Source organism: Rubrilithobacter danxiaensis, assembly GCF_047272945.1.
Classification (GTDB): domain Bacteria; phylum Bacteroidota; class Bacteroidia; order Sphingobacteriales; family Sphingobacteriaceae; genus Rubrolithibacter; species Rubrolithibacter danxiaensis.
Genome location: NZ_JBKOPS010000008.1, coordinates 155,064 through 177,884 on the forward strand (window position 1 = coordinate 155,064; position 22,821 = coordinate 177,884).

Sequence of the window (22,821 nt, forward strand, 5' to 3'; positions counted from 1 at the left end):
GTTACAAAAATAAAAAGCTTTTGTCCCTATCTTTTTTTAATACATCTACTTCTACCAGGAAATAAAAAGCGTATTAGAATTGATTATTAAAAATAATTACATTCGTGATTAAAATTCAAACTATCAACACAACAATTATGAGTAAAAAAGATTCATCCAGAAGAGATTGGTTTATATCTATCCTTGTAACTGTTATTATTCTTAGTATTGGAGGTTATTTATACTATAAAAACAACTACGCTCAAAAGTACCCTGCAATTGCAGCTAACGGCGAAAATCCGCAATTAGTAACATATATAAAGAAAAAACTGGCTAATCCAGCATCCTTTAAACACATACAAACAATCAATGTAGCTTCGGAAGAACGGCCAGCCTTAGTAATGAAGTTTTCCTGCGAAGAGAAAGGAAAGAAGTTCACTTACAGCACTTCTGCAAAATTTGACCCGGAAACAGGAGAACTTTACGAAGTTAAAATCTTTCAAAGTAATTAAGGCTCTTAAAAGTTACTTTTTATTTATACCGAACAAACTTATCTTTACCATTCAAAACCAGAAAAGCAAAAATTTAACATAATACTGCCTAAAAATGTTAACTTTTAGCTAACGAATATAGAAGGAGTAAAGAAATTTGTCTGATATTATCCAGCTTTTACCAGATTCGGTTGCTAACCAGATAGCTGCTGGTGAAGTAGTCCAAAGACCGGCATCTGCAGTAAAAGAACTTATAGAAAATTCTATTGATGCAGGAGCTGACAAAATTCAGCTGATCATTAAGGATGCCGGTAAAACACTCATCCAGATTATCGACAATGGCTGCGGAATGAGCATTACCGATGCCCGGATGTGTTTTGAAAGGCATGCAACCTCAAAAATCCGTCAGGCCGATGACCTGTTTGCTATTCGTACCATGGGCTTTCGCGGAGAAGCGATGGCTTCAATAGCCGCTATCTCTCAGGTAGAACTCAGGACACGGCGACACGAAGATGAATTAGGAACTTGTATCAGCATAGAAGGATCTGAAGTAATCAGCCAGGAGCCTGTTTCATGTCCGCCCGGAACAAGCATCAGCGTAAAAAACTTATTTTACAACACTCCTGCCCGCCGAAATTTCTTAAAGGGGAACACGGTAGAACTGCGGCACATAATTGATGAATTTCAACGGGTAGCACTTGCCCATCCCGACCTGTTCTTTTCCCTACATCACGATGGAAACGAAGTGTTCCATTTGCCCAAGGGAAGCTTAAAACAACGAATTATTCATCTTTTCGGCAATGCGTATAATCAAAAACTAGTTCCGGTAGAAGAAGAAACCAGCATTATTGATTTAAAAGGCTATATCGGCAAACCGGAGTTTGCTAAAAAAACACGGGGAGAGCAATTCTTTTTTGTAAACAAACGCTTTATAAAAGACCCTTATCTTAATCATGCGGTATTAAACGCCTACGAAGAAGTTCTACCTGCCGACAGCTATCCGCTATATGTTCTTTTTATTGATATTGATCCTGCAAAAATCGATATTAACGTTCATCCTACTAAAACAGAAATTAAATACCAGGACGAAAAAGCCCTGTATGCAATTATCCGTTCGGCTGTAAAACGATCGCTGGGTAAATACAATATCACTCCTACACTCGATTTTAATCAGGAAACCGGGTTCAGCCATATGATAACTCCAAAAGCTCCCGAAGATATTGTTCCGCCACAAATCAGTTTTAATCCAGATTTCAATCCTTTTCAATCTGAGCAAAAGCAAGATCGGGAACTTCCCTTTCTGAGAAATTTTGACGACGACCGGAAGAGCTCGTCGTCTATAAGCAAGAACTGGGGCTCGCTATACGAGATAGTTAAAACAGAGCAGCCTGCGCAGTTCCAGCTACCGGTAGATGACTTTCCGGAGGAAAAAGCAGTTGTCAAAAGTGCTGATAGTAACAGGCAAATATTTCAGCTTCATAACCGATTTATCATTTCGCAGATAAAATCGGGCTTTATGCTTATTGAGCAGCAGGCAGCACACGAACGGATTTTATACGAGCGCTTTCTGCAGGAACTTGAGAACCACCAGGGAGTAAGTCAGCAAAGTTTGTTTCCGCAAACAGTAACCCTTTCGGCAGTTGATTTTGAACTGGTAAAAGAATTGTTACCCGACATTCAGGCGCTGGGATTTCAGATAAGGGAATTTGGAAAAAACACACTTATCGTAGAAGGAATTCCGGCAGACATCGGCTCAAACATTAATGAGGCAGAAATGCTGGAGCGATTGATAGAAGGCTTTAAAAACAATTTTGCACTTTTAAAACTCGACAAGCGAGATAATCTGGCAAAAACACTTGCCCGTAACGCTGCAATACGCCCTGGCACAGCTTTATCTCAGGAAGAAATGAACAACCTCATAGATCAGTTGTTTGCATGCCAGATGCCTAATACCTCTATCCACGGTAAACCGGTAATTATTACCTTTACACTGGAAGAACTGTTACAAAAATTCGAAAAATAAAGAGAAAGCATATAATGAATAGCTACAGATCCTCGCCATTTGCTAATATTCCTCCGGTAGTAAAAAATCTGCTTATCATAAATATCATTTTTTTTATTGCCACATTGCTTTTTGAAAATTCTCCACTCGTTCAATGGTTTGCAGTTTTTTATTTTGACTCCCCTTTTTTCAAAGTATGGCAACTTGTTACCTATATGTTTATGCATGGCGGTTGGGCGCATATTTTTTTCAACATGTTTGCCCTTTTTACCTTTGGCACTGCACTTGAATACCTGATGGGGTCAAAGCGGTTCCTTAATTTTTACCTGATAACAGGCTTAGGAGCGTTGGTTTTACAGGAGGCGGTACAAGCTATTGAGCTTTATTCACTTACCGGGCATATCGCACTTAATCTTAATTCATTTCAATTTACAAGCCAGGAACAATTAAATACAGTAAGAGAAATTTATACAAGCCCGATGTTAGGCGCTTCTGGTGCTATCTTCGGCCTTTTAATTGCCTTTGGAATGCTTTTTCCGAATGCGGAATTATTTTTACTTTTTTTCCCGTTTCCGGTAAAAGCTAAATACTTAATTCCCATTTACGTCGTAATAGAATTATTCCTGGGGGTAGCCCGTTTTTCAGGTGATTCTATTGCGCACTTCGCTCATTTAGGAGGCGCACTATTTGGTTTCATACTGATAAAAATCTGGAAAATAAGGAGACCGGGAGGTTTTATATGAACAGGTCGTTATTCAAAGAACTTTGGTTTAAAATGGTTCATTCCGGCAGCCGGATGAATTTATTTATCGGGATAAATATTGCCGTTTTCCTTCTTATCGGAATTATTCATGTCCTGGAAGTTTTGGGAGGGAATGACGGAATTATAAGCGGTTGGATAACAGCACAGCTGGCTATGCCGGCCTATCTTCCGGCTTTCCTGTATAAATTCTGGACTCCTTTTACTTACATGTTTACTCATACGGAGTTCTTCCATATCCTGTTTAATATGCTTTGGCTATACTGGATGGGAAGAATTTTTGAGGATTTCATGAACGCCAGGCAATTTACCTTCACTTACCTTGCAGGCGGATTAGCGGGTGCAGCTATCTTTATTTTAGCTTATAATCTCTTTCCGGTATTTCAGAGCAGCCTGCCGGCAGCACTTATTCTGGGAGCTTCTGCAAGCGTAAGTGCTATTGTTATTGCTACGGCTACACTCGTTCCCGATTATTCTATTATGCTGCTGTTTTTTGGTGAAGTAAAATTAAAATATCTTGCGCTGGTTTTTATACTGATGGATATTTTAAGTATTGCAGGCAATAATCCGGGAGGAAGTATTGCACATTTAGGCGGAGCGCTGCTCGGATTTGTTTATATAAAACAATTACGACGAGGTACCGACTGGAGCAAGCTTTTTAAAAGGAAACAAAAGCTGCATGTAATAAAAAATGTGCAAACAAAGTCTGCTGGCACAGCTACCAGGCTCCCTGATCAGGATGTGATTGATAAAATACTGGATAAAATTTCCAAATCAGGATATGAAAGCCTAACCAGGCAGGAGAAAGAACAGTTATTTAAAGCGAGTAATAAAGAATGATATCCGATTTAATGAGGCTTAAACAAAAGCTTCGAATCCTTTCTTAACAGCGATGAAAAGAAAATCTAAAAGAAAATCGGGCAGAAGTTTCTTTATTAAAGTTCTTCTTGTTTTTAATCTGGTAATGGCAGGTTTTCTGCTACTAAGCTATCTTGCCGCTTTTATTAATCCGCGTTATTTCTGGCCGGTTTCATTTTTCGGGCTGGCATATCCCTGGCTCTTTCTTATTAATTTACTTCTTGTAATTTTCTGGCTGTTTAAAGAGTGGAAATTAGCCCTTATCTCTGCTGTTTGCATTTTGATTGGCTATAACTGGATTGTAAACAGCATGGGTTTCAGAGAATCGGCTGCAATTGATGTTCCAAAATCATCAAGAAACTTCATCAGAATAATGACTTATAATGTTCATTATTTTAAAAAATTCGATTACAATAACGACAAAACAATTAAAAATCAGATACTGGATGTAATACGAAGAGAACAACCCGACGTTATTTGCATCCAGGAATTTTGGACAAGGAAAACGGGCGAATATCATAACAGCAAAACATTGAGAGAAATTTTGCAAACGCACCAGTATTATTTCGAGCCCTATATTGACAATAATTACGAAGCCCAGGGTTTAGCTATTTTTTCAAAATACCCTATAAAAAACAAAGGGCGTATCCGTTTTCCGAATTCTTCCGGAGGAAATGAAGCCATTTACTCGGACATACAGGTAGAAAAAAAACAATTCAGAATTTATAATGTTCATCTCCAGTCCATCAGTTTTCAACCCGAAGATTATAAATACTTGAAAGAGGTTACCGAAGAAATAAATACGAATGTGCAATCTTCCCGCCGTATAGGAAGTTTATTGAAAAAGGCATTTTTAAAACGCAGCGAGCAGGCCCTTTTATTAAAAAAAGAAACGCAGGAATGCAGATTGCCTTATATTATTGCAGGTGACTTTAACGATACTCCTGCTTCTTTTGCCTTAAATACACTTTCTGATGGATTGAAAAACGCCTTCCGTGAAAAAGGAAGTGGCTTTGGAATTACCTACAATGGCGAATTTCCTAACTTTCAAATCGATTATATACTTACCACTAATGATTTCAACATAAAAAGTTACCGTATTATAGATAAAAAGCTTTCTGACCATTACGCGGTGAGAAGCGATGTTGAATTCAGCAAAAATTAAAAACGTCTCAATTTAGTATGTTTACAGTATGAATAACAATGTAGTTATATACAACACCTTAACAAGAAAAAAAGAACTTTTCCAACCCATAAATCCTCCTTTTGTTGGGATGTACGTTTGCGGGCCCACTGTTTACAGCGATGTACATCTTGGAAACTGCCGTACGTTTGTTTCCTTCGATCTGATTTACCGGTATCTGACACACCTAGATTTTAAGGTAAGATATGTACGAAATATTACTGACGCAGGACATTTAGAAGGCGACCGGGACGAAGGGGACGACAAATTCTCAAAAAAGGCCCGTCTCGAACAGCTGGAACCAATGGAAATTGTACAAAAATACACTATTGGCTTTCACGATGTAATGCGGCTTTTTAATAATCTGCCTCCCAACATCGAACCAACTGCTACAGGACACATTGCCGAGCAGATTGAAATGGTAAAAGAAATAATTGACAACGGATATGCCTATGAAGTTAACGGTACTGTTTATTTTGATGTAGAAAAGTACAACCAGCAGCACAATTACACCATCCTTACTAATCGAAATATGGACGAACTTCTGGCAAATACCCGTGAGCTGGGCGGCCAGGATGAAAAAAAAGGCCGCCTCGATTTTGCCTTGTGGATTAAAGCTAAGCCTGAGCATATTATGCGCTGGCCGTCACCATGGGGATGGGGTTTTCCGGGATGGCATATAGAATGTTCGGCAATGAGTTCAAAATATCTGGGTGAAACTTTTGACATTCATGGAGGAGGAATGGACCTTGCTGCTACCCATCATACCAATGAAATTGCGCAATCGCAGGCTTGCAATCATTCAGAACCGGCCAAATATTGGGTACATACCAACATGCTTACGGTAAACGGCACCCGCATGTCCAAATCGGCAGGAAATGGATTTTTGCCCCTCGAACTTTTCTCAGGCAATCACCCGCTGCTTAAAAGAGGATATTCGCCCATGACTGTCCGCTTTTTTATGTTGCAGGCCCATTACAGAAGTACATTAGATTTTTCAAACGAAGCCCTGGATGCTTCCGATAAAGGCTTTAAACGTTTGATGAATGCATACGCTCTTTTAGAAAAGATAAAAGTATCTGAAAAAACAGATGCAGAAATTGATATTGCCACCCTTTCCGAAAAATGCTATGCAGCCATGAACGACGATTTCAACAGTCCGGTGGCAATAGCTGAACTTTTTGAAGCGGTACGGATTATCAATAGTTTGTACGATAAAAAGCTTTCTATAAATCAGGCCAATCTGGATGCGCTGAAAACTTTAATGCATTCGTTTATTTTCGACATTTTAGGATTAAAGGAGGAAATCACGCAAACAGATGACTTAAGCCAGTTGATGGATTTGATAATTGAGCTTAGAATGCAGGCAAAAGCAAATAAGGACTATGTTACATCTGACAAGATTCGCATACAACTACAGGATCTGGGAATTCAGTTAAAAGACAGCAAGGAAGGTACAACCTGGAGCAGGATTTAATTATAAAAAGTAAAGCAGATTTGAGAAGTGTTGATGACTATAGGTTGAACAGGAGTTCTGACATTATATCAAAAATAGTGTTGTCTGCTATTATGCTGTTATCCATAAGTCAGAGTGTTTTAGCACAGAAAAATCAGAATAAAACCGGCGAATTAGTTTCGCTTGAAAACTATTTTGCAGCTCTTGTAAAAAGCAAAGGCATTAAAACAGGATTTCTTAAAGTATCTGATGCGAATACAGTTGTATTTAAACCCGGACCAACAAATGCTCAGGAATTTTTTAAAGATAAACTTCCCGGCAATTCGGAAGTATTAGTATGGGAACCGGTATGGGCAAAGATTTCTAAAAGCGGCGACTGGGGTTTCACTACCGGCCCCTATAACTACAAAGAAAACGATTCAAGTAAAATCACAAGTTACGGTCAGTACCTTTCTGTATGGAAGAAAAACAAAAAAGGGTTATGGAAACTGGCCCTTGATATTGGAATACCTCATAAAAAACCAGTTTCAAAGCCAAAACTTGTGTTTATAGATCCGGAGAATGGCCGATATATTCACCAGCAATCAACAAGCAGACTCCAGCAGCGTGAAGACATTGTATTAAGTTCCGATAAACTTTTTTCAACTATCCTGAAAGCAAATAACCGGGTAGCACGGGAAGAATTTCTGGCGGAAGATACACGGCTCCTTTTCCCCGGTTTCGAACCTGTTATTGGGAAAAAAGCAGTAACGGACTTTTGGAATAAACAAAATTTAAAGCTTTTGTCAACACCTACTCAGGCTGACAGGGCTTACAGCGGCGAGCTTGCATATACCTACGGCGAGGCGCAAACCGAGCAGAAAGGAAAAGTCAGAAAGTACCATTACATTCGTGTATGGGAAGTTCAACCGGGCTTTAAGTGGAGTGTAATTTTGGAGGCTTTTGCAGCAGAACGTACTAATTAAGGGAAGAATGTATTAATGGCAATCGGAACCAGAACACCGATCCTTCTCCTTCCACACTGTTAACTCCGAGGTCTCCGCCATGCCTTTTTATGATTTCGGCAGAAATATAAAGGCCTAATCCCAAACCGGAAAACTTTTGGGAAGACTCCTGCACACGGAAAAACCGGTCGAATACAAAGTCTGCCTTATCCCCTGGAATGCCGATACCAAAATCCCTCACTTCTATTTTAACACTTTTGGGCTCTTTCTTTACCGTTAGTATTACTTGATCAGCATCGGGAGAATATTTTATAGCATTGGAAAGAAAGTTAACAATAACCTGCTCGATACGATGTTTATCTGCTATTACCAAAATATCCGCATCGCCTTTTAACACAATTTGATGCGAAGAGGCGAATTCCTGAAGTTGATCTAAACAGTCTGATATGACATCTTTAATATTGAAGGAAGCTGGCGTAAAAATCATCTTTCCTGCATGGATCTTTGTTACATCCAGCAAATCTTCAACCAAACCGCTTAGCTTGTTTACCTGCTTGTTAGCTTTTTCAATGAACGAGTGGATATTTCTTACTTCAGCATTTTTTTCTGAGATCCTCTGAACAATCTGAAGCGAAGCCTTCATACTTGTAATCGGAGTCTTAAGCTCATGACTGGCTATGCTCATAAATTCATCTTTCTTTTGCATAAGCAAACGTGTAGCCTGTTGTGCTAACTCTTGTTCTGTTATATCGGTTAAACTCCCGATATACCCCTGAAAATCTACACCCACTAAGGGGTTGCTTTGGGCCAGTACCCACCTGTACTGTCCATCATAACGCTGGATTCGAAATTTAGAGTGATAAGCTTTTCGTTGATTAAAGCACTGCATAAACTTTGCGTATTCTTTCGCCATGTCTTCCGGATGAAAGGCCTTACCCCAGCCAAGAATCATGCTTTCTTCAAATTCCATCCCGGTGAAATTAATCCAGGGCTTATTTACATAATTGCAAAAGCCCTTCTCATCCACTTTCCAGATCATAAAAGGACTTTGATCTGCAAGTTGCCGGAAATACGTTTCACTTTTTCTCAACTCTTCCGAGGATAATTTCTGATCGTGAATATCTGTATTTGTACCTATCCATGTATTAATTTTTCCAACCCGATCTTTAAAAGCTACGGCCCGGGTTAAATGCCATCTGTATTCGCCATCTTTACGCCGGAGACGATGTTCCAGTTCAAATTCTTCACCCGTTTTTAATACCCGGGACCAGCATGCCTTTGTTTCTTCCAAATCTTCCGGATGAATCATTTCCTCCCATCCCCAGCCTCTCAGTTCATTAAAAGTATAACCGGTGAAATTTAAAGTAACTGAATTATAATAGATCACATCTCCTTCCTTATTGGCGACCCAAACCTGCTGCGGGATAATATTGGCCATAAAATGGAAACGGTCCTCACTTTCTGATAACTCCTTTTCACGTTCCGCCGCTGTAGTTTCTGATTCCTGATTGATCTGACCCAGCAACTCTTCATTGTCTGCTTTTAATTTCTGGTTTTCAGCAACTAATTCGTCATTTTTTAACTGAAGATCAGCAATAGTTTTCAGAAGCTCCTCAACAGTAGTTTTCATTCCTAATTCCAGGTCCAATTGGTTATAATTTTTGGGGCAAACTCTTAAAAGCGTTTCTCAGGTTTTTGCACAAGAATTGAGTTCTAAGTTAAATATTTATTTAGGAAAACAACGTCTTATCTGCATTTAATACAAAGAGTATTAAGAAATAAAAGACAAGACAAATTTCTCTGTAACTTTTAAAACTTTAGGGCGTATAGCAGTCTAAAATATAAAATTTACTATGAAACCATTTCCATTCATACTTGCATTTGCCAACGAACCTGATGCTGTTAATATTCTTTTTGACACAACAGGATGTTGCTGCATTTTCAGAGATAGCGATACATGGGACTGTTAAGTTCTTGATATATTTCAAAACATTAACAACGACTCTCACTATAAACCCCGGTTACACTCTATTGCCGGGGTTCTCTTTTATATACGCTCAATATTTATAAAACTAAAACCCTTTCTGGTTGTTGTACAATTCCAAAACTATCAGGCTTTTAATTGCTTGAATGTACACAGAAAGCATGAACCACCAGGGAAAAAGTTACCAGGAACGAGAGCATAATGATAAGTTTAATACTTATTTGCTCCTGGCCATAATACTTCTTGTAATGCTTTATGCCCTTTATATATATCTTTTAAAGGCATAAAATAAAATCTCTTCACCGAGACAATCCATCTGCGGAACAATAGCAGAATAGAAAAAAATTTCTTTTCAGCTCTTAAAAAGCTATCTTTAAGAGCCGAAACTATGAAAAATAATAGCTCTAATTCCTCCGATCCTGAATATTCAAAACCCGAAACCGCCGAACAACAACCCGATGAATTACAAGATGTAGATGCCGTTACTCATTGGATGAAAAGATATATCTGGCTTTTAGAAAAATACAACGATTTGTTACATCAGGAAATATCTTCACGAAAGGAAGGCCCTTAAAATAGTTTAAACTCATTAAAACTCCCGAAGCTCCTATTTGTTAGCTTATTACAGTTTCATCAGCCACCGGGACAAGAAGACGCAATCCCTTTTGAAAAGATCAAAAGGGATTGTTCTTTAACACAGCACATCAAAAATTTAAAAATAGTTTAATTACCTGTAACATTTCCTTTTTAAATACCGTATACAACTATGTCCTTCCCAAAAGGACGTTTTTTCATAGGTAGATGTAGGGTCAAGTAATACTTGGCCCTTTTTTATTTCTATAATCTCAACAAAACTCTTTTGCAAAAAAATTGTTACGTTAAATTTTTTCTTTTAAAATAAACAGTCTATCTTGTACTTGCTTTAGCTAACCAATAACCCTTTGAAGAAATACGTTTCCATATTGTTGCTATGCATCCATGTATTCTATATATGGGGAAATGTTATTAGTGGTTTAACTGTAAAAGTGGTTAGCAATAAAATAATCAACTCCGAACTGATAGAGATTCGTGTTCCTGTAAACTTGTCCGGATTACAGGATTATAAGGAGTATGAATTATTTAACGGATTAATTCATTTGAAAGATGCTACCTATCATTTTGTCAAATTCAGGCTTACTGAAGATGCTATGTACTTTATTTGTCTTCCTAAAACAGTTGTAGGAAAAGAAACCAAAGGATTCGAAATCTTCGCCCCGAACATATCAGACACTAATCCCAAGAAAAACAATGATTCCCTCAAGAAAAACAGTTTAAGCAGTGAATATAACTATGAGCCCGTTTCATATAGTTTCTTAAAAGTTGAGTTTATTAAACCTCTAATTAGTATTTATACTCCCTCACGTATTTTAGATTGCTTTATAGACATTCCAGGAGAACCACCGGAAAAATTAAGCGAAGACCTTCTAAACAAATTTGTTAAGTTTTAACAAATTCATCCAATTTATTAACAATAAGTATTACAGATGCTGTATCGAATTGGCACATTAAAGCTATTCGGATAACATATATCAATTATATTCTAACCAATATCATGAAACTTCAACTCTTTCTGTTCCTTTTATTAATAGGAACATATAAAACTTATGGACAAGGTTGCGTTGCAATTCGCAGCACAGGGAATGTTTGCACTATGGACCATACAATGGGTGAGCACGACAGTATTTCTCGTAAATGGTCGCTAAATGCCAACAACAGGTATTACAAGTCGTTCAGACACTTTAGCGGCAGCGAAGAACAAAAACAGCGTGTAGAACAGGGCACCGAAGTAATTAACCACGCTTATACATTGGATCTTTCATTAACCAGGTCACTTAGCAGCCGGTGGTCTTTATCTTTAGATGTACCGGTTATTGGAAATACACGCTCCTCTTTATACGAGCACGGAGGCGCTGCAAGGCACAATACAGGCTCGTTCGGCATTGGTGATATTCGTATCAGCGCTTACAGGTGGCTTTTAAACCCTGCTAAAAAGGCAAATATCCAGGCGGGTTTAGGTATTAAACTTCCTACAGGAAGGTATAAAGTAAAGGACCAGTTTTATACCGTTAACGACACCAAGATTATGGGCCCGGTAGATCAGTCTATCCAGCTGGGTGATGGTGGTACAGGTATAACAGCCGAAATAAATACATTCTATACTGTATCAAATAAAGTTAACCTGTATGGCAACTTTTATTACTTAGCTAATCCGAGAGAAAGGAATGGAGTTTCAACAGCACGCGGAGGTACTCCTTCGGCAACGGCAATTGCGTATACTACCGATGTCATGAGTGTTCCCGATCAGTATATGATCCGTGTAGGAACAAATTACTCTATTAATAAATTTACAATTTCTGCCGGCTTACGTGATGAATGCCTGCCAGCTCACGACCTTATTGGAGGAAACAGAGGCTTTAGAAGGCCCGGTTATATCCTTTCGGCAGAACCGGGAGTAGTTTATAAATTCAGAAATGTGAATACGTACATCTATGCTCCAATTGCATTGGTTCGTAACCGCACACAAAGTTATCCTGATGAAATCAGATCAAACATGACCGGTACCAAATACATCGGTGATGCGGCTTTTGCAGATTATTCAATAAGTATTGGCACAACATTTAATTTTTAAATCAAGCAGGCCTGCGGAAAATGTTTCTGCAGGCTATTTTTCTACTCTTATCAGCTTAAAATTCAGTTTGGAATCTATTAATTCTCGATTGGCCGTTAGCATCAGGAGAACTTCCGGATTTTTCGAAAACCTTAGATAGTACCTTTCTCCGTCAGTCTTACCAGGATTAAGAATAATCAAAACGGCATTTGGATCTTCATCATACCCTTGTTCCATCCTAAAACTCCCTTCGGTTAAAAAAGCCTTGCCGTTATTTCGTTCAAGATACGTTTCACTTAATGTATAGGTACTATCTCTTCCAAAAACCAATTTAAGTGTTGTTTTAATCCCAGGGCAATCGGCACATGGAATTATTCCTTGGTAACTTTCAGAACGAATAGTATCATTTACATTTATCAACCGTCTTTTTTGCGCTTCCGGTTTAATAACACATGAAAAAAGAAAACATACACCTATTGCTAATAAACCTTTAATCTTCATCCTGACTGCTTAATTTATATTAACAATCCTATTGGGGTATCGAAGTGCATAGTCTGAAATTAAATTAACAATGTACTGATTAGATGAGTACTGATTGATGTTACTTTTTATATACTCCATATCCCGGATGTCAACATCGCTTTTAAAATACCCCAATCCTAAAAACACTCCTTTCTCCAGAAGCACACAAACCAACTCATTATTCGTACGCCCTTCCGCAGTAAGCAAAAATGACGGTAATGAAGATTTGAACTTTTCGATAGCTTGTCGTACACGATCATTATAGCTAATTCCTGTTTCATCTCCTTTACAGGCTCCTTTGCAATATTCTTCAGTAATTCCTGTACATGTTTCTTTATTTTTTTGAATGAAACAAAGTTTAGGGCAGAGCTGAAACTCTTTAACTAAGGCTATTAAAGTAGTATAACCATCTAACAGATTATTGAACGTATAAACCGGAGCAGAATATTTGGTCCGTTTATCAATTGCTAACCTTAAATAACCTTTCTGATCTTCAAACATAAACAATCCGTAAGCCTGCTCGAATCGTTTCAATGCCCTGTTATATATCGGCCAAAATTGTTTTATTTCTACTGCTTCAAGAATGAGAGCAACTAATTCAGACCCGCATTCTTTATAATCAATGGAGTGAATGTTTTTTAAAAATTCCTGACGCTGCCTTCCTGCATTGTTTCCGGTAAAATGAGACAGAACCCGTTTTCGTATATTTACTGCCTTCCCGATATACAAAGGCTTACCATTTCTTCCCTTAAAGTAGTAAACGCCTGGAGTGGTTGGCAACTTGTCGATTTCTATTCTGCTTATTGCTGGTGGCAATTGATGCTCTTTCGTTTTTCCGTGTAGAGAAGTATAAATATGTCCTTCCCGGTCATTCTGAATATACAATGTAAGGAGCTCACTTGTAGCATCAACATCTCCACCCGCACGGTGATGATTAACCAAAGGGATTTGAAGGCTAGTACACAGTTTACGTAAATTATAAGAAGGAAGGCCCGGAAAAATCTTTCTTCCAAGCTTTACTGTACAGAGTTTCTTACATGTTAACTCATACCCCGCCTGAGTTAGATGATAACGTAAAAATGAATAATCAAAGTTTACATTATGGGCTACGAATATATTATCCTTCAATAAATCATATACCGTAGCCGCAACTTCTGAAAAAGAAGGTGCGGCACACACCATTTCATCTGTAATCCCCGTAAGTCCCCTGATAAAATAGGGAATTTCCTGCCGGGGATTTACTAAAGTTTCAAACTGCTTAGTAACCTTTTCGCCGTCGTGAATACGAATTGCAATTTCAGTAATGCCATTTGCTGCTGCATATCCGCCTGTAGTTTCTATATCAACAACTGCATACATTACAATAAATCAAATACTATTAAAACGAATAAAAACCGGATGCATTGTTTTGCTGCAAAGATTGCAGTATAACCTCCGGCTCGTTATAAGTTGCAAGGCCCAGCTCCTCCACATATTTACAATTTGCGGGATGACCTGGAGCAATAAAAACAGGCATATCAAAGCCCAGGCGAATATAATACTGAGTAATAAAGTTTTGAATAGGTAAATTATTAGCAATTTGTTTTACATCTTCTGTTAACCTGCTTAATGGCTTTAAAAAAAGTTTAATTTCAGGGCCTGCATCATAAATCCTGATCCAGTAATCCTGATTATCAATACTTACTTGTATTTCCTGCGAATTTATTCCCGTAAGTATACCCATAACCTCCCTGTATCCAAAGTACTTGTGTATTAAAATAACTTTCTGTCCGATATATCTCGTGTAAATCTGCAAGCGTTCTGAGATAGTTAAAAACACCATATGCTAATATTTTTAGCAAATCTAATAAATGTTACGGAAATTAAAAAGTAAGATCTATATAAGAAGAATATCTATAAAAAAGAACATCTCCAAACGGGGAGGATGGAGATGTTCAAAACTAACCAATTATAAACCTACATTTACCTACGCATCGTTTTTGATATAGTTTCATCGATTTTAAAAATGTGTAGTATTTACACAAAGATGTTAAAATGAGATATTTATTATCCCATATCCCTGACGATATGATAGCAACTGTTAATTAAAATCCTCAACTTAAAATATAATCCTATCTTCATAAGGGCAATACCCCGCTCATGATAATAAATCTGTAATTAAGATTCCTTTTGAGTACTTTTTATGTGATAATACAAGTGAGTGATCTTTTATTAGCGATAGCTTACTTAAGAGTCACTCAATGGCAGAGTAAACCAAAAGGTACTTCCGATCCCTAACGTGCTTTCAACTCCGATCTTCCCTTCATGACGTTTGATGATTTCTGCTGAGATATAAAGGCCTAATCCTAATCCGGATTGTTGATATCCGTTACTCTCTACTTGATAGTAGCGTTGAAATAAATGCGCAACATTATCTTCTGCGATCCCAGGACCTTTATCTATTATAGAAACTTTGGCTGTGTTTTCAACTCTTTCGATTCTAACTATAACATCAAAAGATTTGGGAGCATATTTGATAGCATTATTAATTAAATTAACCAGCACCTGGTCAATACGAAGGGGATCTGCGTATACCTCTAAGTCTAAATCTCCTTCTGTTATAATTTTATAATTACCTGATGTTCTGATATGCTCACAGCAATCATTTACAACATCTGAAATAGTAATATAAGATTTATTTAGCGTAAGGTGCCCATCCTTTACTTTAGTTATAGTTAGTAAGTCTTCAATAATGTTATTTAGTTTACCTAAACTATTATTAGATTTCTGAAGAAGTGATTCAAGTGGATGATTAGAGAGTCCTTTATTTAGTAATTGCAGAGAAGCACGCAGGGTTGTTATTGGAGTGCGAAGTTCATGGCTGACAATACTAAGGAATTGTTCTCTTCTTTTCAGTAGTTTTTGAATTTCTTCCTGAGCTTTTGCTTGTTCTATTTCCAAATTTTTCTCTTTTGTTATATCCGAAACCGTTATTGAAACTCCTATTAAGGTTTCAAATTCATAAACCGGGATATATTTAGATTGAAACCATAAGGATGTTGATCCGTATTCTATATGCTGTTCTTCTTTGACTATTTCACCATTAAGTGCTTTTTCAAATCTCGAAATAAACGTAGTGTCTATATTGTTTTTCGTATCTCTTGCATATTCAAGTATACTATCGCCCTCTTTTAGTTCCTTTCCATGCAATACCTTTCCGTTAGTAAAAGCTTTTTGGTTAAAGAAAATAACATTGTAGTCAGGACCTACAAAGAACCAAACATCATCAGAACTGTCAAAAATTGCTTTTAGAATGGCACCTACTCTCCTCACTATTGTTGATAAATCCTACACATTATAATACCAAAGAGGCTCAGATCGTTTTTGTGGATTGTTTATTGTTCACAATTGTGAAATCTAAATCACTGCATCTATCAGATATCTCTATTACATAAGAATAGGGATACTTGATATAACCAAGTAAATAACAGGCCTTCTTTATCATTTTGAAATAACCACCTACTAAGAAAATATGATGAATTGCACAAAAATGCGCAAACAGATAGTTCCGATTTTAAAATATTTCTCGATCTATAAAAACAAAAAACCCCCTCAGAATTAATCTGAAGGGCTTTCTTTTGTGGGAGCAACAGGATTCGAACCTGTGACCCTCTGCTTGTAAGGCATAATGAAGTAAATTTCACTCGTTTTTATCAATTTTCATTTAGTGTTAAAAATTGCCCTTAAGAAGCAAATAAGCAGATTTTAGCAATTTCAAGTATCATTTTTTTTCAAACAATCTGTATATTTGTTGGTGAATTGTTGGTTCTATTGTTGGTTCTATTCTAAAGCAAATGTTAAAATACTCTATTAAAGGTATAACAGTAACCCTAATAAGGGATATTAGAAAAAAGGATAAAAAAGAAAATTGCCCTATCCGGATTAGAGTAACTTTTCAAAGGCACTCTTCATTTTATTCTACCGGTTACCAATTGTGCGAAGCTGAATGGGAAATACTGTTTGAAAGTAAGTCAAGAAAATTAATCGAAATAAGAGAAAGCTTGGAAAGAGTTTTCGATATTACAAAAAGACACGTTAAGGAATTAGGGGAAACAGATACTTTCAGTTTCATCAATTTAAATAAAAGGCTTACAAAGGCAACAGGAGATACAATAAACACCGCCTTTAACGCAAGGGTTCAAAGACTATCAAAAGAGGGGAAAATAAGCACCTCTGACTGGTATAAGAACACTCTTAACAACTTAATAAAATTTGCAGGAGAAAATATTAGATACTCTTCAATTACTACAGACTGGCTAAAAAAGTTTGAACGGCATTTACTTGAAGACGGAAAAACTTACACAACCGTTTCAATGCTTATGAGAGCTTTAAGGGCAGTTATTAATGAAGCAAAAGAAGCTGGCATAATTAAAGAAAGCGATTATCCATTTGGAGTTAATAAGTATCAAATTCCTGAACCATCTGGCCGAGCAATGGCATTAACTATAAAACAAGTTGGAGCAATAGTAAACTTTAAATGCAAGAACGAAACAATGATGCGATGTAGAGATTTATGGTTCTTTTCATATTTATGCAATGGTATTAATATTACTGACCTCTGCAAATTGAAGTATTCAAATATTGAAAATGGAGAGATATACTTTTATAGGCAAAAAACATTTGGAAAAGGTAGAATGTCAGAGATAAGAGCTGTTATTACTCCCGAGATAAAAACTATTATTGAAAGATGGGGCAATAAAAACGTTTCACCTAATACTTTTATATTTAATATTTTAACCGGCAGAGAAACTCCCTTAAATGAAAGGCGTAAAATAAAAAATTTCACACGTCACATTAATGAATACATGGTATCTATAGGGAAAAGCTTAGAGATAGGAAAAATAACAACATATCACGCCCGGCATTCCTATGCTACAGTGTTAAAAAGATCAGGAGCTAACATATCATACATTAGTGAAAGTTTAGGACACTCAAATCTAAAAACGACTGAAAACTATTTGGCAAAATTCGAAAGTGAAGAGAGAGCGAGAAACGCAAAGTCATTAACTAATTTTTAATGAATAGATTTTACGAAGAGCAAATAAAAGAGACGAAAACAGTTTTTGATTTTCGTTTTAACGATGAACCCGAAACGCACAAATTCCAAATTGAATTACCCAAAAACAAAGATGATAAAATAGATCACATCTATCCATTTGTTGAGGAATGTTTTTTAGCAGAATTAATACAATTATACATTAATAGTCATGAAGAAAAAATAAGTGACACAATCGGTTTTAATAGCCTTGAAAAAGCTATTTCAAATCCAACAAAATATCTTGATGCTTTAAATTATCAATACAGTCAAGCAAAAGATAAGAGCGCTTTTTTAACAATGGTAGAGCAAAATATTCTAAAACCCCAAAAAAGCTTTTCGAATGGAATGAAAGTAATTGAACAGACTCATCATAAAGATAAATTTGAGGATGATATTGAAGAATGGCTATTAGCAACAAAAAGAGCGTGCGGATTAAATAATATTACAAATCCTATCAATGGCGCATTGCCAAAAATTAAAGAAGCAAAACATTACATCGGTGCAGAAATTCTTTTTAAAATACACAAAGAATTTAAAGATGAGATTTGGGAGGAAATAAACAATATGGAATTTTTATCAGTTTTTGATACAAATAACCCTATTAAACGTCCTAATTTCAGAATCAAGGCTCGAAAGATGACAGATTTTTACGCTCTACTTTGGAAAATCCACACTTTTGTAGGTTCAGACAAACAAGGAGATTTTATTAAACCACTTCTCGAAAGATACGGAGGAAGTGCAGGGAGTTTTGACAATATTAAAGCAACAAGGATCGAAAACAAAAGTAAGGCAAGCAGGAAACTAATGAATAGGATAGATCAATGTTTGACATAAAAATATCAATCACCCATCAATCACCCATTAACATTTTTTAACATTCATCATAAAGGTTTAATAAACAGCGATATAAAAAACATTCCCCTGTAATTTACCCATTAAAATTACCACTAACTACTGAAATAATTTTGACAAGTTATCAATGGAGATGACAGTTAAATTTTTATTCAATGGAGGTAGTATTAAGGATACCGGATCAAGAGTTAGAAAAACTCCAATTATTATTTATCAACTTCTTTAAAGGAGTAAATCTTTTCCCCTCTGCTATAGAGGAACCCAAATCAGACCGTTGTTATTTTAATGAAGCTCTGCAAATCACTGGATTGAGTAAATCCAAAATGTATAAGCTAACAGCAAAAGGAGAAATTCCGTGCAAGCAGTTTGGTTCAAAACTTGTATTTTCTCGAAAAGAATTAATGAGCTGGATTGAAAGTCAAACTGTAATTAAACACGATCACAGTAAGGCAATTTTAAGTTTAGCTGAGAGTGCAATTAAAAAGAAAGGAGGTAAACAATAATGAATACCTCCAATATTAAATCTTTTGTATGCTGGAACGACAAAGATAACCATTTTGCAGGACAGTTAAAAATAGTTTACGAGTATCTAAAAACAAATATTGCTACCGGGTCTATGGTGGCAAAAGCTACTGGAGTTCCTCATAAGTGTTTTACACGGTATAAACAGGCGTTAGAAAAAAATGGTCATTTAAAGGTAACAGAGCGCAAGCGTTGTAAAGTTACTGGACTTCCTGCCGATTATGTAACCTGCAATCCGGAGTGGTTTCCAGTGCAAAGACAGCTAAGCTTATTTAATAGCATGGAGGGCCTTCTCAATGCATAAGCAATCTATCGTCAAAGACATAAAAGAGTTTCTTTCATCCAACTACAATATCTCTTATAACTCAATTACACGAAATCTGGAGATAGATGGGAAACCTGTTAATGATATGGTCTTAAATTCTGTTTTTATAGCCTGTAAAACCATCCACAGTAGAGCAAATCAAAAGTTAGTTGAAAGTATACTTTATTCTGATTATACAAAAGAGTATAATCCATTCCTGGACTTCATAGAAACCTATCAAAATGATCTGTTAAAGGAGAATAATATTAATAAGTTAATTACTTCTATCGTAACTGATACGCCCAATTATGATATGTTTATTAAGAAATGGTTGTGTTCAATGGTTGCAAGCATTTATGGTAGTCACTCTCCCTTAATGTTAGTATTATGCGGAGGGCAAAATTGCGGAAAAACTGAATGGTTTAGAAGGCTTTTACCCGAACCGCTACAGCCTTACTATGCAGAGAGTAAACTTGATGCTGGTAAAGATGACGAAATTCTAATGACAAAGAAATTAATCATTATGGATGACGAAATGGGCGGCAAAAGCAAGCAGGAGCAAAAAAAGTTGAAGGAAATGACTTCTAAACAAACCTTTAGCGTAAGAGAGCCTTACGGGCGTGTTAGTATTGATTTAAACCGTTTGGCTATGCTTTGTGGCACAACGAACGATAATCAAATTTTAAATGATCCTACAGGCAATAGGAGGATTTTACCAATTAATGTTTTAAGTATCAACCATGATGTTTACAATAGCATTAATAAATATCACTTATTTATTGAGGTTTATAATTTGTACAAATCAGGCTATAACTATAATCTAAATAGGGAGGAAATTTTATTGTTGAATCAAAGTACAGTAGAATTTGAAAGCTCCTGTATTGAAGAAGAAATGATTTTGAAACATTATACTTTACCTGAGAGTGATCCTGAAAAATTTGTCTCTGATGTTACAAACTCTGATATAGTAGTAAGAATTAAGAATATTACAGGAGTAAATTTAAATCCTAAAATATTAGGGTTAGTGCTTAAAAAATTAGGATTTACTCAAAAGAGAAAAAAGATAAATGGGATTGTAGGGAGGTTTTATGAAGTATTAGAAATTTAGACCTGTCAACCTGTACACCTGATCCGTTCACCTAAAATCAAGCCTGATAGTAACGGAAAGAGGGTAAGTGAACAGGTGAACAGAAGAAACGGGTAAAATACTATTATTAATAGAAAAGGGTTATACATCTGTAGTATAGCCCCTTATATTTATAGTAAAAGTATTTAAAAAACTACCTGTACACCTGTCAACCTGTACACCTCCCTATTATTAGTATTTGAATTAAAATTAAGGCAATGATATAGCAGTTAACTAACATGAGATAGGTTCGATTTCTAAACAATTTTAACTGTCATGATTTTATTTTATTAAAATTTATACTTCATGATATCTATAAGTATAATATTTGAAATAATTTTAGTAAATAGCGAGACTAATTTCTATAGCTCTTATTGTTAATAATGAATTTTAAGAACATTTCAGATAAGACGGTCTGTGATTGTTTTCAGGATGCAGTGCAGGATAACATCAATACCTTCGTTAGAAGAGTAAGAAAGTCCGATAGCTTAAACGACTCAGATTTCCGCAATCATATTGAACGGGGGAAAACTCCGCAAAATGAAGATGATTGCGAAGAGGTTTGTGGTTTGTATGGGCTTTCGTTTGAATTATGGAATGACGAAAGTTCTAAATTGTTAATGGAAAAATATCTTACCACTGCCACGTTTAAACCGAGGGATAAGAGGAATTTATGTGTTGTTAGATTTTTGGCTGAGAGCGGTTATGTTAAGTATACCCCTAACCAAACGGAGTATAACGAATATCACTATGACTTTTACAAAGAAGATTCTTTTAACATCACAAAACTTGAACTCGTTGAGATGATTCCATTAGTTGTGGCTTAATGTTTGAAATTGATAATACATATCTTAGACAATCTTCCTTGCCAGTAATTACTGATAATTACAAGGTGCTGCACTTTGATGAGTATCCTATATTGTTTTCAGGTACAAACAGGTTTGGTAATAAGTTACTTGGCTCACTTGCGTATGAGGATGTAGATAATGACGTATTTAGATATTTCGTAATTATTGTCGATGATAAACAGAATTCAAGTTTCTTTAACAAGAGTGTATCATACTTGCAACTGATTAAGGAAAGTCAAGAAATGTTCATTATAGACAAAGATATTAATGATAAAGTCTTGGCTATGTACAATGTACCTCTTGACATCGTGCCTCCTGACTATTTACCACTTCAGAATTCTTTCATACCTGCCAAGAATGTGGTGTCAAAATCATTAAGTTTTTCTTTTAGTTTAAAAGGTAAGCTTGCAGACATGCATAAAGCTTTAGTTAATGATGTAAATAGCGTTAATAATAGGATATACAGCTATCTGAACGAGAGTATAGAAACTCTAAGAAATCTGGGCCTAGAACCCCAAGTTTTTTCTCAACCATCAGAGGTGGGGAGTTATAAATTGAATTTCGATGTTGAATTCGGGTTTGAGAAGCAACTCCGCATGTTTCCGATAAATCCTGATATAATAGGACATTTCTTAAATAATTATCTCCAATATGTCTCACAGGTGCTGCCCAGCGAAAACGATGAATTTTTGTCTAATTTGCCGGAACAATCTAAAAATTTCCAGAATCTTCAGAAAAGTCTAATTGGAGTGTATGAAACCGCTAATGTAAAGCCTTCTGCGGCTTTATCGGACATGTTAGTCGATAGTATCAATATCTCGGCTAATAAGTTGTCTGAAGTAACAGAGTATCTAAAAATAAGTCAAAGTTTCAATGCTATTGAAATTGGGAACTACGATGATAATGGCGATTTTTTAAGTATTGGCTATTTAGACTCGAACTATAAATCTTCGGTATCATCTAAACTATTGGCAGAAGAAAAAGAAGTTTCTACTAACGATATAATTGCAGATGAGTCACCTCAGAATTATCGAATTTTAGTATACAAATTAAATATTGATACTGGAAATGGCGGTGCAAGAATTTATGAAGACAATACTGAAAAATTCACCAAAATTAAGCTTACAATTAGTAAAGGGGATAAAGATTTATCTTTTTCAGTTTTTACAAAAAGCCTAAATGAGGACATTGTAGTGGATGTTAAAGGTATTGCTATTAAAATTAATGGTACAATCAAAGAGCTTAAATGCTATCTGTAATTTCAGC

22 protein-coding genes are annotated in these 22,821 nt (G+C 36.1%); 17 read left to right on the forward strand and 5 right to left on the reverse strand.

Annotation, left to right across the window (positions count from 1 at the left end; translation table 11 throughout):
- Nucleotides 1–137 precede the first annotated feature (137 nt).
- The 7 genes from ACLCDL_RS12305 (at nt 138) to ACLCDL_RS12335 (ending at nt 7,694) form a co-directional block, all read left to right on the forward strand.
- Nucleotides 138–491 (forward strand): hypothetical protein, encoded by a 354-nt coding sequence (locus ACLCDL_RS12305; RefSeq protein WP_423148605.1) that lies wholly within the window; start codon nt 138–140, stop codon nt 489–491.
- Nucleotides 492–627: 136 nt separating this feature from the next.
- The gene (mutL, locus tag ACLCDL_RS12310) at nt 628–2,493 is read left to right on the forward strand and encodes a DNA mismatch repair endonuclease MutL (protein ID WP_423148606.1); all 1,866 of its coding nucleotides are present in this window, start codon (nt 628–630) and stop codon (nt 2,491–2,493) included.
- Nucleotides 2,494–2,507: 14 nt separating this feature from the next.
- Nucleotides 2,508–3,215, forward strand: coding sequence for a rhomboid family intramembrane serine protease (locus ACLCDL_RS12315; protein ID WP_423148607.1), 708 nt, complete (start codon nt 2,508–2,510; stop codon nt 3,213–3,215).
- The gene (locus tag ACLCDL_RS12320; protein ID WP_423148608.1) at nt 3,212–4,072 is read left to right on the forward strand and encodes a rhomboid family intramembrane serine protease; all 861 of its coding nucleotides are present in this window, start codon (nt 3,212–3,214) and stop codon (nt 4,070–4,072) included. Before ACLCDL_RS12315 ends, ACLCDL_RS12320 begins: the two co-directional genes overlap by 4 nt.
- 52 nt (nt 4,073–4,124) lie before the next feature.
- Nucleotides 4,125–5,255, forward strand: coding sequence for an endonuclease/exonuclease/phosphatase family protein (locus tag ACLCDL_RS12325; RefSeq protein WP_423148609.1), 1,131 nt, complete (start codon nt 4,125–4,127; stop codon nt 5,253–5,255).
- A 28-nt stretch (nt 5,256–5,283) separates the two neighbouring features.
- A complete protein-coding gene (gene cysS / locus ACLCDL_RS12330; RefSeq protein ID WP_423148610.1) occupies nt 5,284–6,750 on the forward strand; it encodes a cysteine--tRNA ligase in 1,467 nt (488 codons plus the stop codon).
- Between the two features lie 92 nt (nt 6,751–6,842).
- Nucleotides 6,843–7,694, forward strand: a complete 852-nt coding sequence (locus ACLCDL_RS12335) for a Cif family virulence factor (RefSeq protein WP_423148611.1) — start codon at nt 6,843–6,845, stop codon at nt 7,692–7,694.
- On the opposite strand, the gene ACLCDL_RS12340 is transcribed toward ACLCDL_RS12335, so the two are convergent.
- Entirely contained in the window at nt 7,687–9,303 is a 1,617-nt protein-coding gene (locus tag ACLCDL_RS12340; RefSeq protein WP_423148612.1) for a PAS domain S-box protein, read from the reverse strand. The two genes, ACLCDL_RS12335 and ACLCDL_RS12340, sit on opposite strands and share 8 nt — an antisense overlap.
- Before the next feature lie 742 nt (nt 9,304–10,045).
- Here ACLCDL_RS12340 and ACLCDL_RS12345 point away from each other — a divergent pair.
- The 3 genes from ACLCDL_RS12345 (at nt 10,046) to ACLCDL_RS12355 (ending at nt 12,325) form a co-directional block, all read left to right on the forward strand.
- Nucleotides 10,046–10,231: a hypothetical protein gene (locus ACLCDL_RS12345; RefSeq protein WP_423148613.1), complete on the forward strand. Its 186-nt coding sequence runs from the start codon at nt 10,046–10,048 to the stop codon at nt 10,229–10,231.
- 367 nt (nt 10,232–10,598) lie between these two features.
- Nucleotides 10,599–11,144 (forward strand): hypothetical protein, encoded by a 546-nt coding sequence (locus ACLCDL_RS12350; protein WP_423148614.1) that lies wholly within the window; start codon nt 10,599–10,601, stop codon nt 11,142–11,144.
- Between the two features lie 104 nt (nt 11,145–11,248).
- Complete coding sequence (locus ACLCDL_RS12355) at nt 11,249–12,325, forward strand: hypothetical protein (RefSeq protein WP_423148615.1); 1,077 nt, start codon at nt 11,249–11,251, stop codon at nt 12,323–12,325.
- A 33-nt stretch (nt 12,326–12,358) separates the two neighbouring features.
- Here the strand turns inward: ACLCDL_RS12355 and ACLCDL_RS12360 are convergent, their stop codons facing one another.
- The 4 genes from ACLCDL_RS12360 to ACLCDL_RS12375 form a co-directional block, all read right to left on the reverse strand.
- Nucleotides 12,359–12,805 carry a copper resistance protein NlpE N-terminal domain-containing protein gene (locus tag ACLCDL_RS12360; protein ID WP_423148616.1) on the reverse strand — a complete coding sequence of 149 codons (447 nt, stop codon included), beginning with the start codon at nt 12,803–12,805 and terminating at the stop codon, nt 12,359–12,361.
- A 9-nt stretch (nt 12,806–12,814) separates the two neighbouring features.
- On the reverse strand, nt 12,815–14,185 hold the full coding sequence (locus tag ACLCDL_RS12365) for an exonuclease domain-containing protein (RefSeq protein WP_423148617.1): 1,371 nt from the start codon (nt 14,183–14,185) through the stop codon (nt 12,815–12,817).
- Between the two features lie 19 nt (nt 14,186–14,204).
- The gene (locus ACLCDL_RS12370; protein ID WP_423148618.1) at nt 14,205–14,648 is read right to left on the reverse strand and encodes a hypothetical protein; all 444 of its coding nucleotides are present in this window, start codon (nt 14,646–14,648) and stop codon (nt 14,205–14,207) included.
- 404 nt (nt 14,649–15,052) lie between these two features.
- Entirely contained in the window at nt 15,053–16,138 is a 1,086-nt protein-coding gene (locus ACLCDL_RS12375) for a sensor histidine kinase (RefSeq protein ID WP_423148619.1), read from the reverse strand.
- A 521-nt stretch (nt 16,139–16,659) separates the two neighbouring features.
- On the opposite strand from ACLCDL_RS12375, the gene ACLCDL_RS12380 reads away from it, so the two are divergent.
- From ACLCDL_RS12380 to ACLCDL_RS12410, 7 genes are all read left to right on the forward strand, one after another.
- A complete protein-coding gene (locus tag ACLCDL_RS12380; protein WP_423148620.1) occupies nt 16,660–17,883 on the forward strand; it encodes a tyrosine-type recombinase/integrase in 1,224 nt (407 codons plus the stop codon).
- Nucleotides 17,883–18,737 carry a hypothetical protein gene (locus ACLCDL_RS12385; RefSeq protein ID WP_423148621.1) on the forward strand — a complete coding sequence of 285 codons (855 nt, stop codon included), beginning with the start codon at nt 17,883–17,885 and terminating at the stop codon, nt 18,735–18,737. Before ACLCDL_RS12380 ends, ACLCDL_RS12385 begins: the two co-directional genes overlap by 1 nt.
- A 173-nt stretch (nt 18,738–18,910) precedes the next feature.
- Nucleotides 18,911–19,258, forward strand: a complete 348-nt coding sequence (locus tag ACLCDL_RS12390) for a helix-turn-helix domain-containing protein (RefSeq protein ID WP_423148622.1) — start codon at nt 18,911–18,913, stop codon at nt 19,256–19,258.
- Nucleotides 19,258–19,581, forward strand: a complete 324-nt coding sequence (locus ACLCDL_RS12395; protein WP_423148623.1) for a hypothetical protein — start codon at nt 19,258–19,260, stop codon at nt 19,579–19,581. The genes ACLCDL_RS12390 and ACLCDL_RS12395 overlap by 1 nt, the downstream gene beginning before the upstream one ends.
- Nucleotides 19,574–20,689 (forward strand): VapE domain-containing protein, encoded by a 1,116-nt coding sequence (locus ACLCDL_RS12400; protein ID WP_423148624.1) that lies wholly within the window; start codon nt 19,574–19,576, stop codon nt 20,687–20,689. The genes ACLCDL_RS12395 and ACLCDL_RS12400 overlap by 8 nt, the downstream gene beginning before the upstream one ends.
- Nucleotides 20,690–21,090: 401 nt before the next feature.
- Nucleotides 21,091–21,534: a hypothetical protein gene (locus ACLCDL_RS12405; RefSeq protein ID WP_423148625.1), complete on the forward strand. Its 444-nt coding sequence runs from the start codon at nt 21,091–21,093 to the stop codon at nt 21,532–21,534.
- Nucleotides 21,534–22,814, forward strand: coding sequence for a hypothetical protein (locus ACLCDL_RS12410; RefSeq protein ID WP_423148626.1), 1,281 nt, complete (start codon nt 21,534–21,536; stop codon nt 22,812–22,814). The genes ACLCDL_RS12405 and ACLCDL_RS12410 overlap by 1 nt, the downstream gene beginning before the upstream one ends.
- Nucleotides 22,815–22,821: the final 7 nt, after the last annotated feature.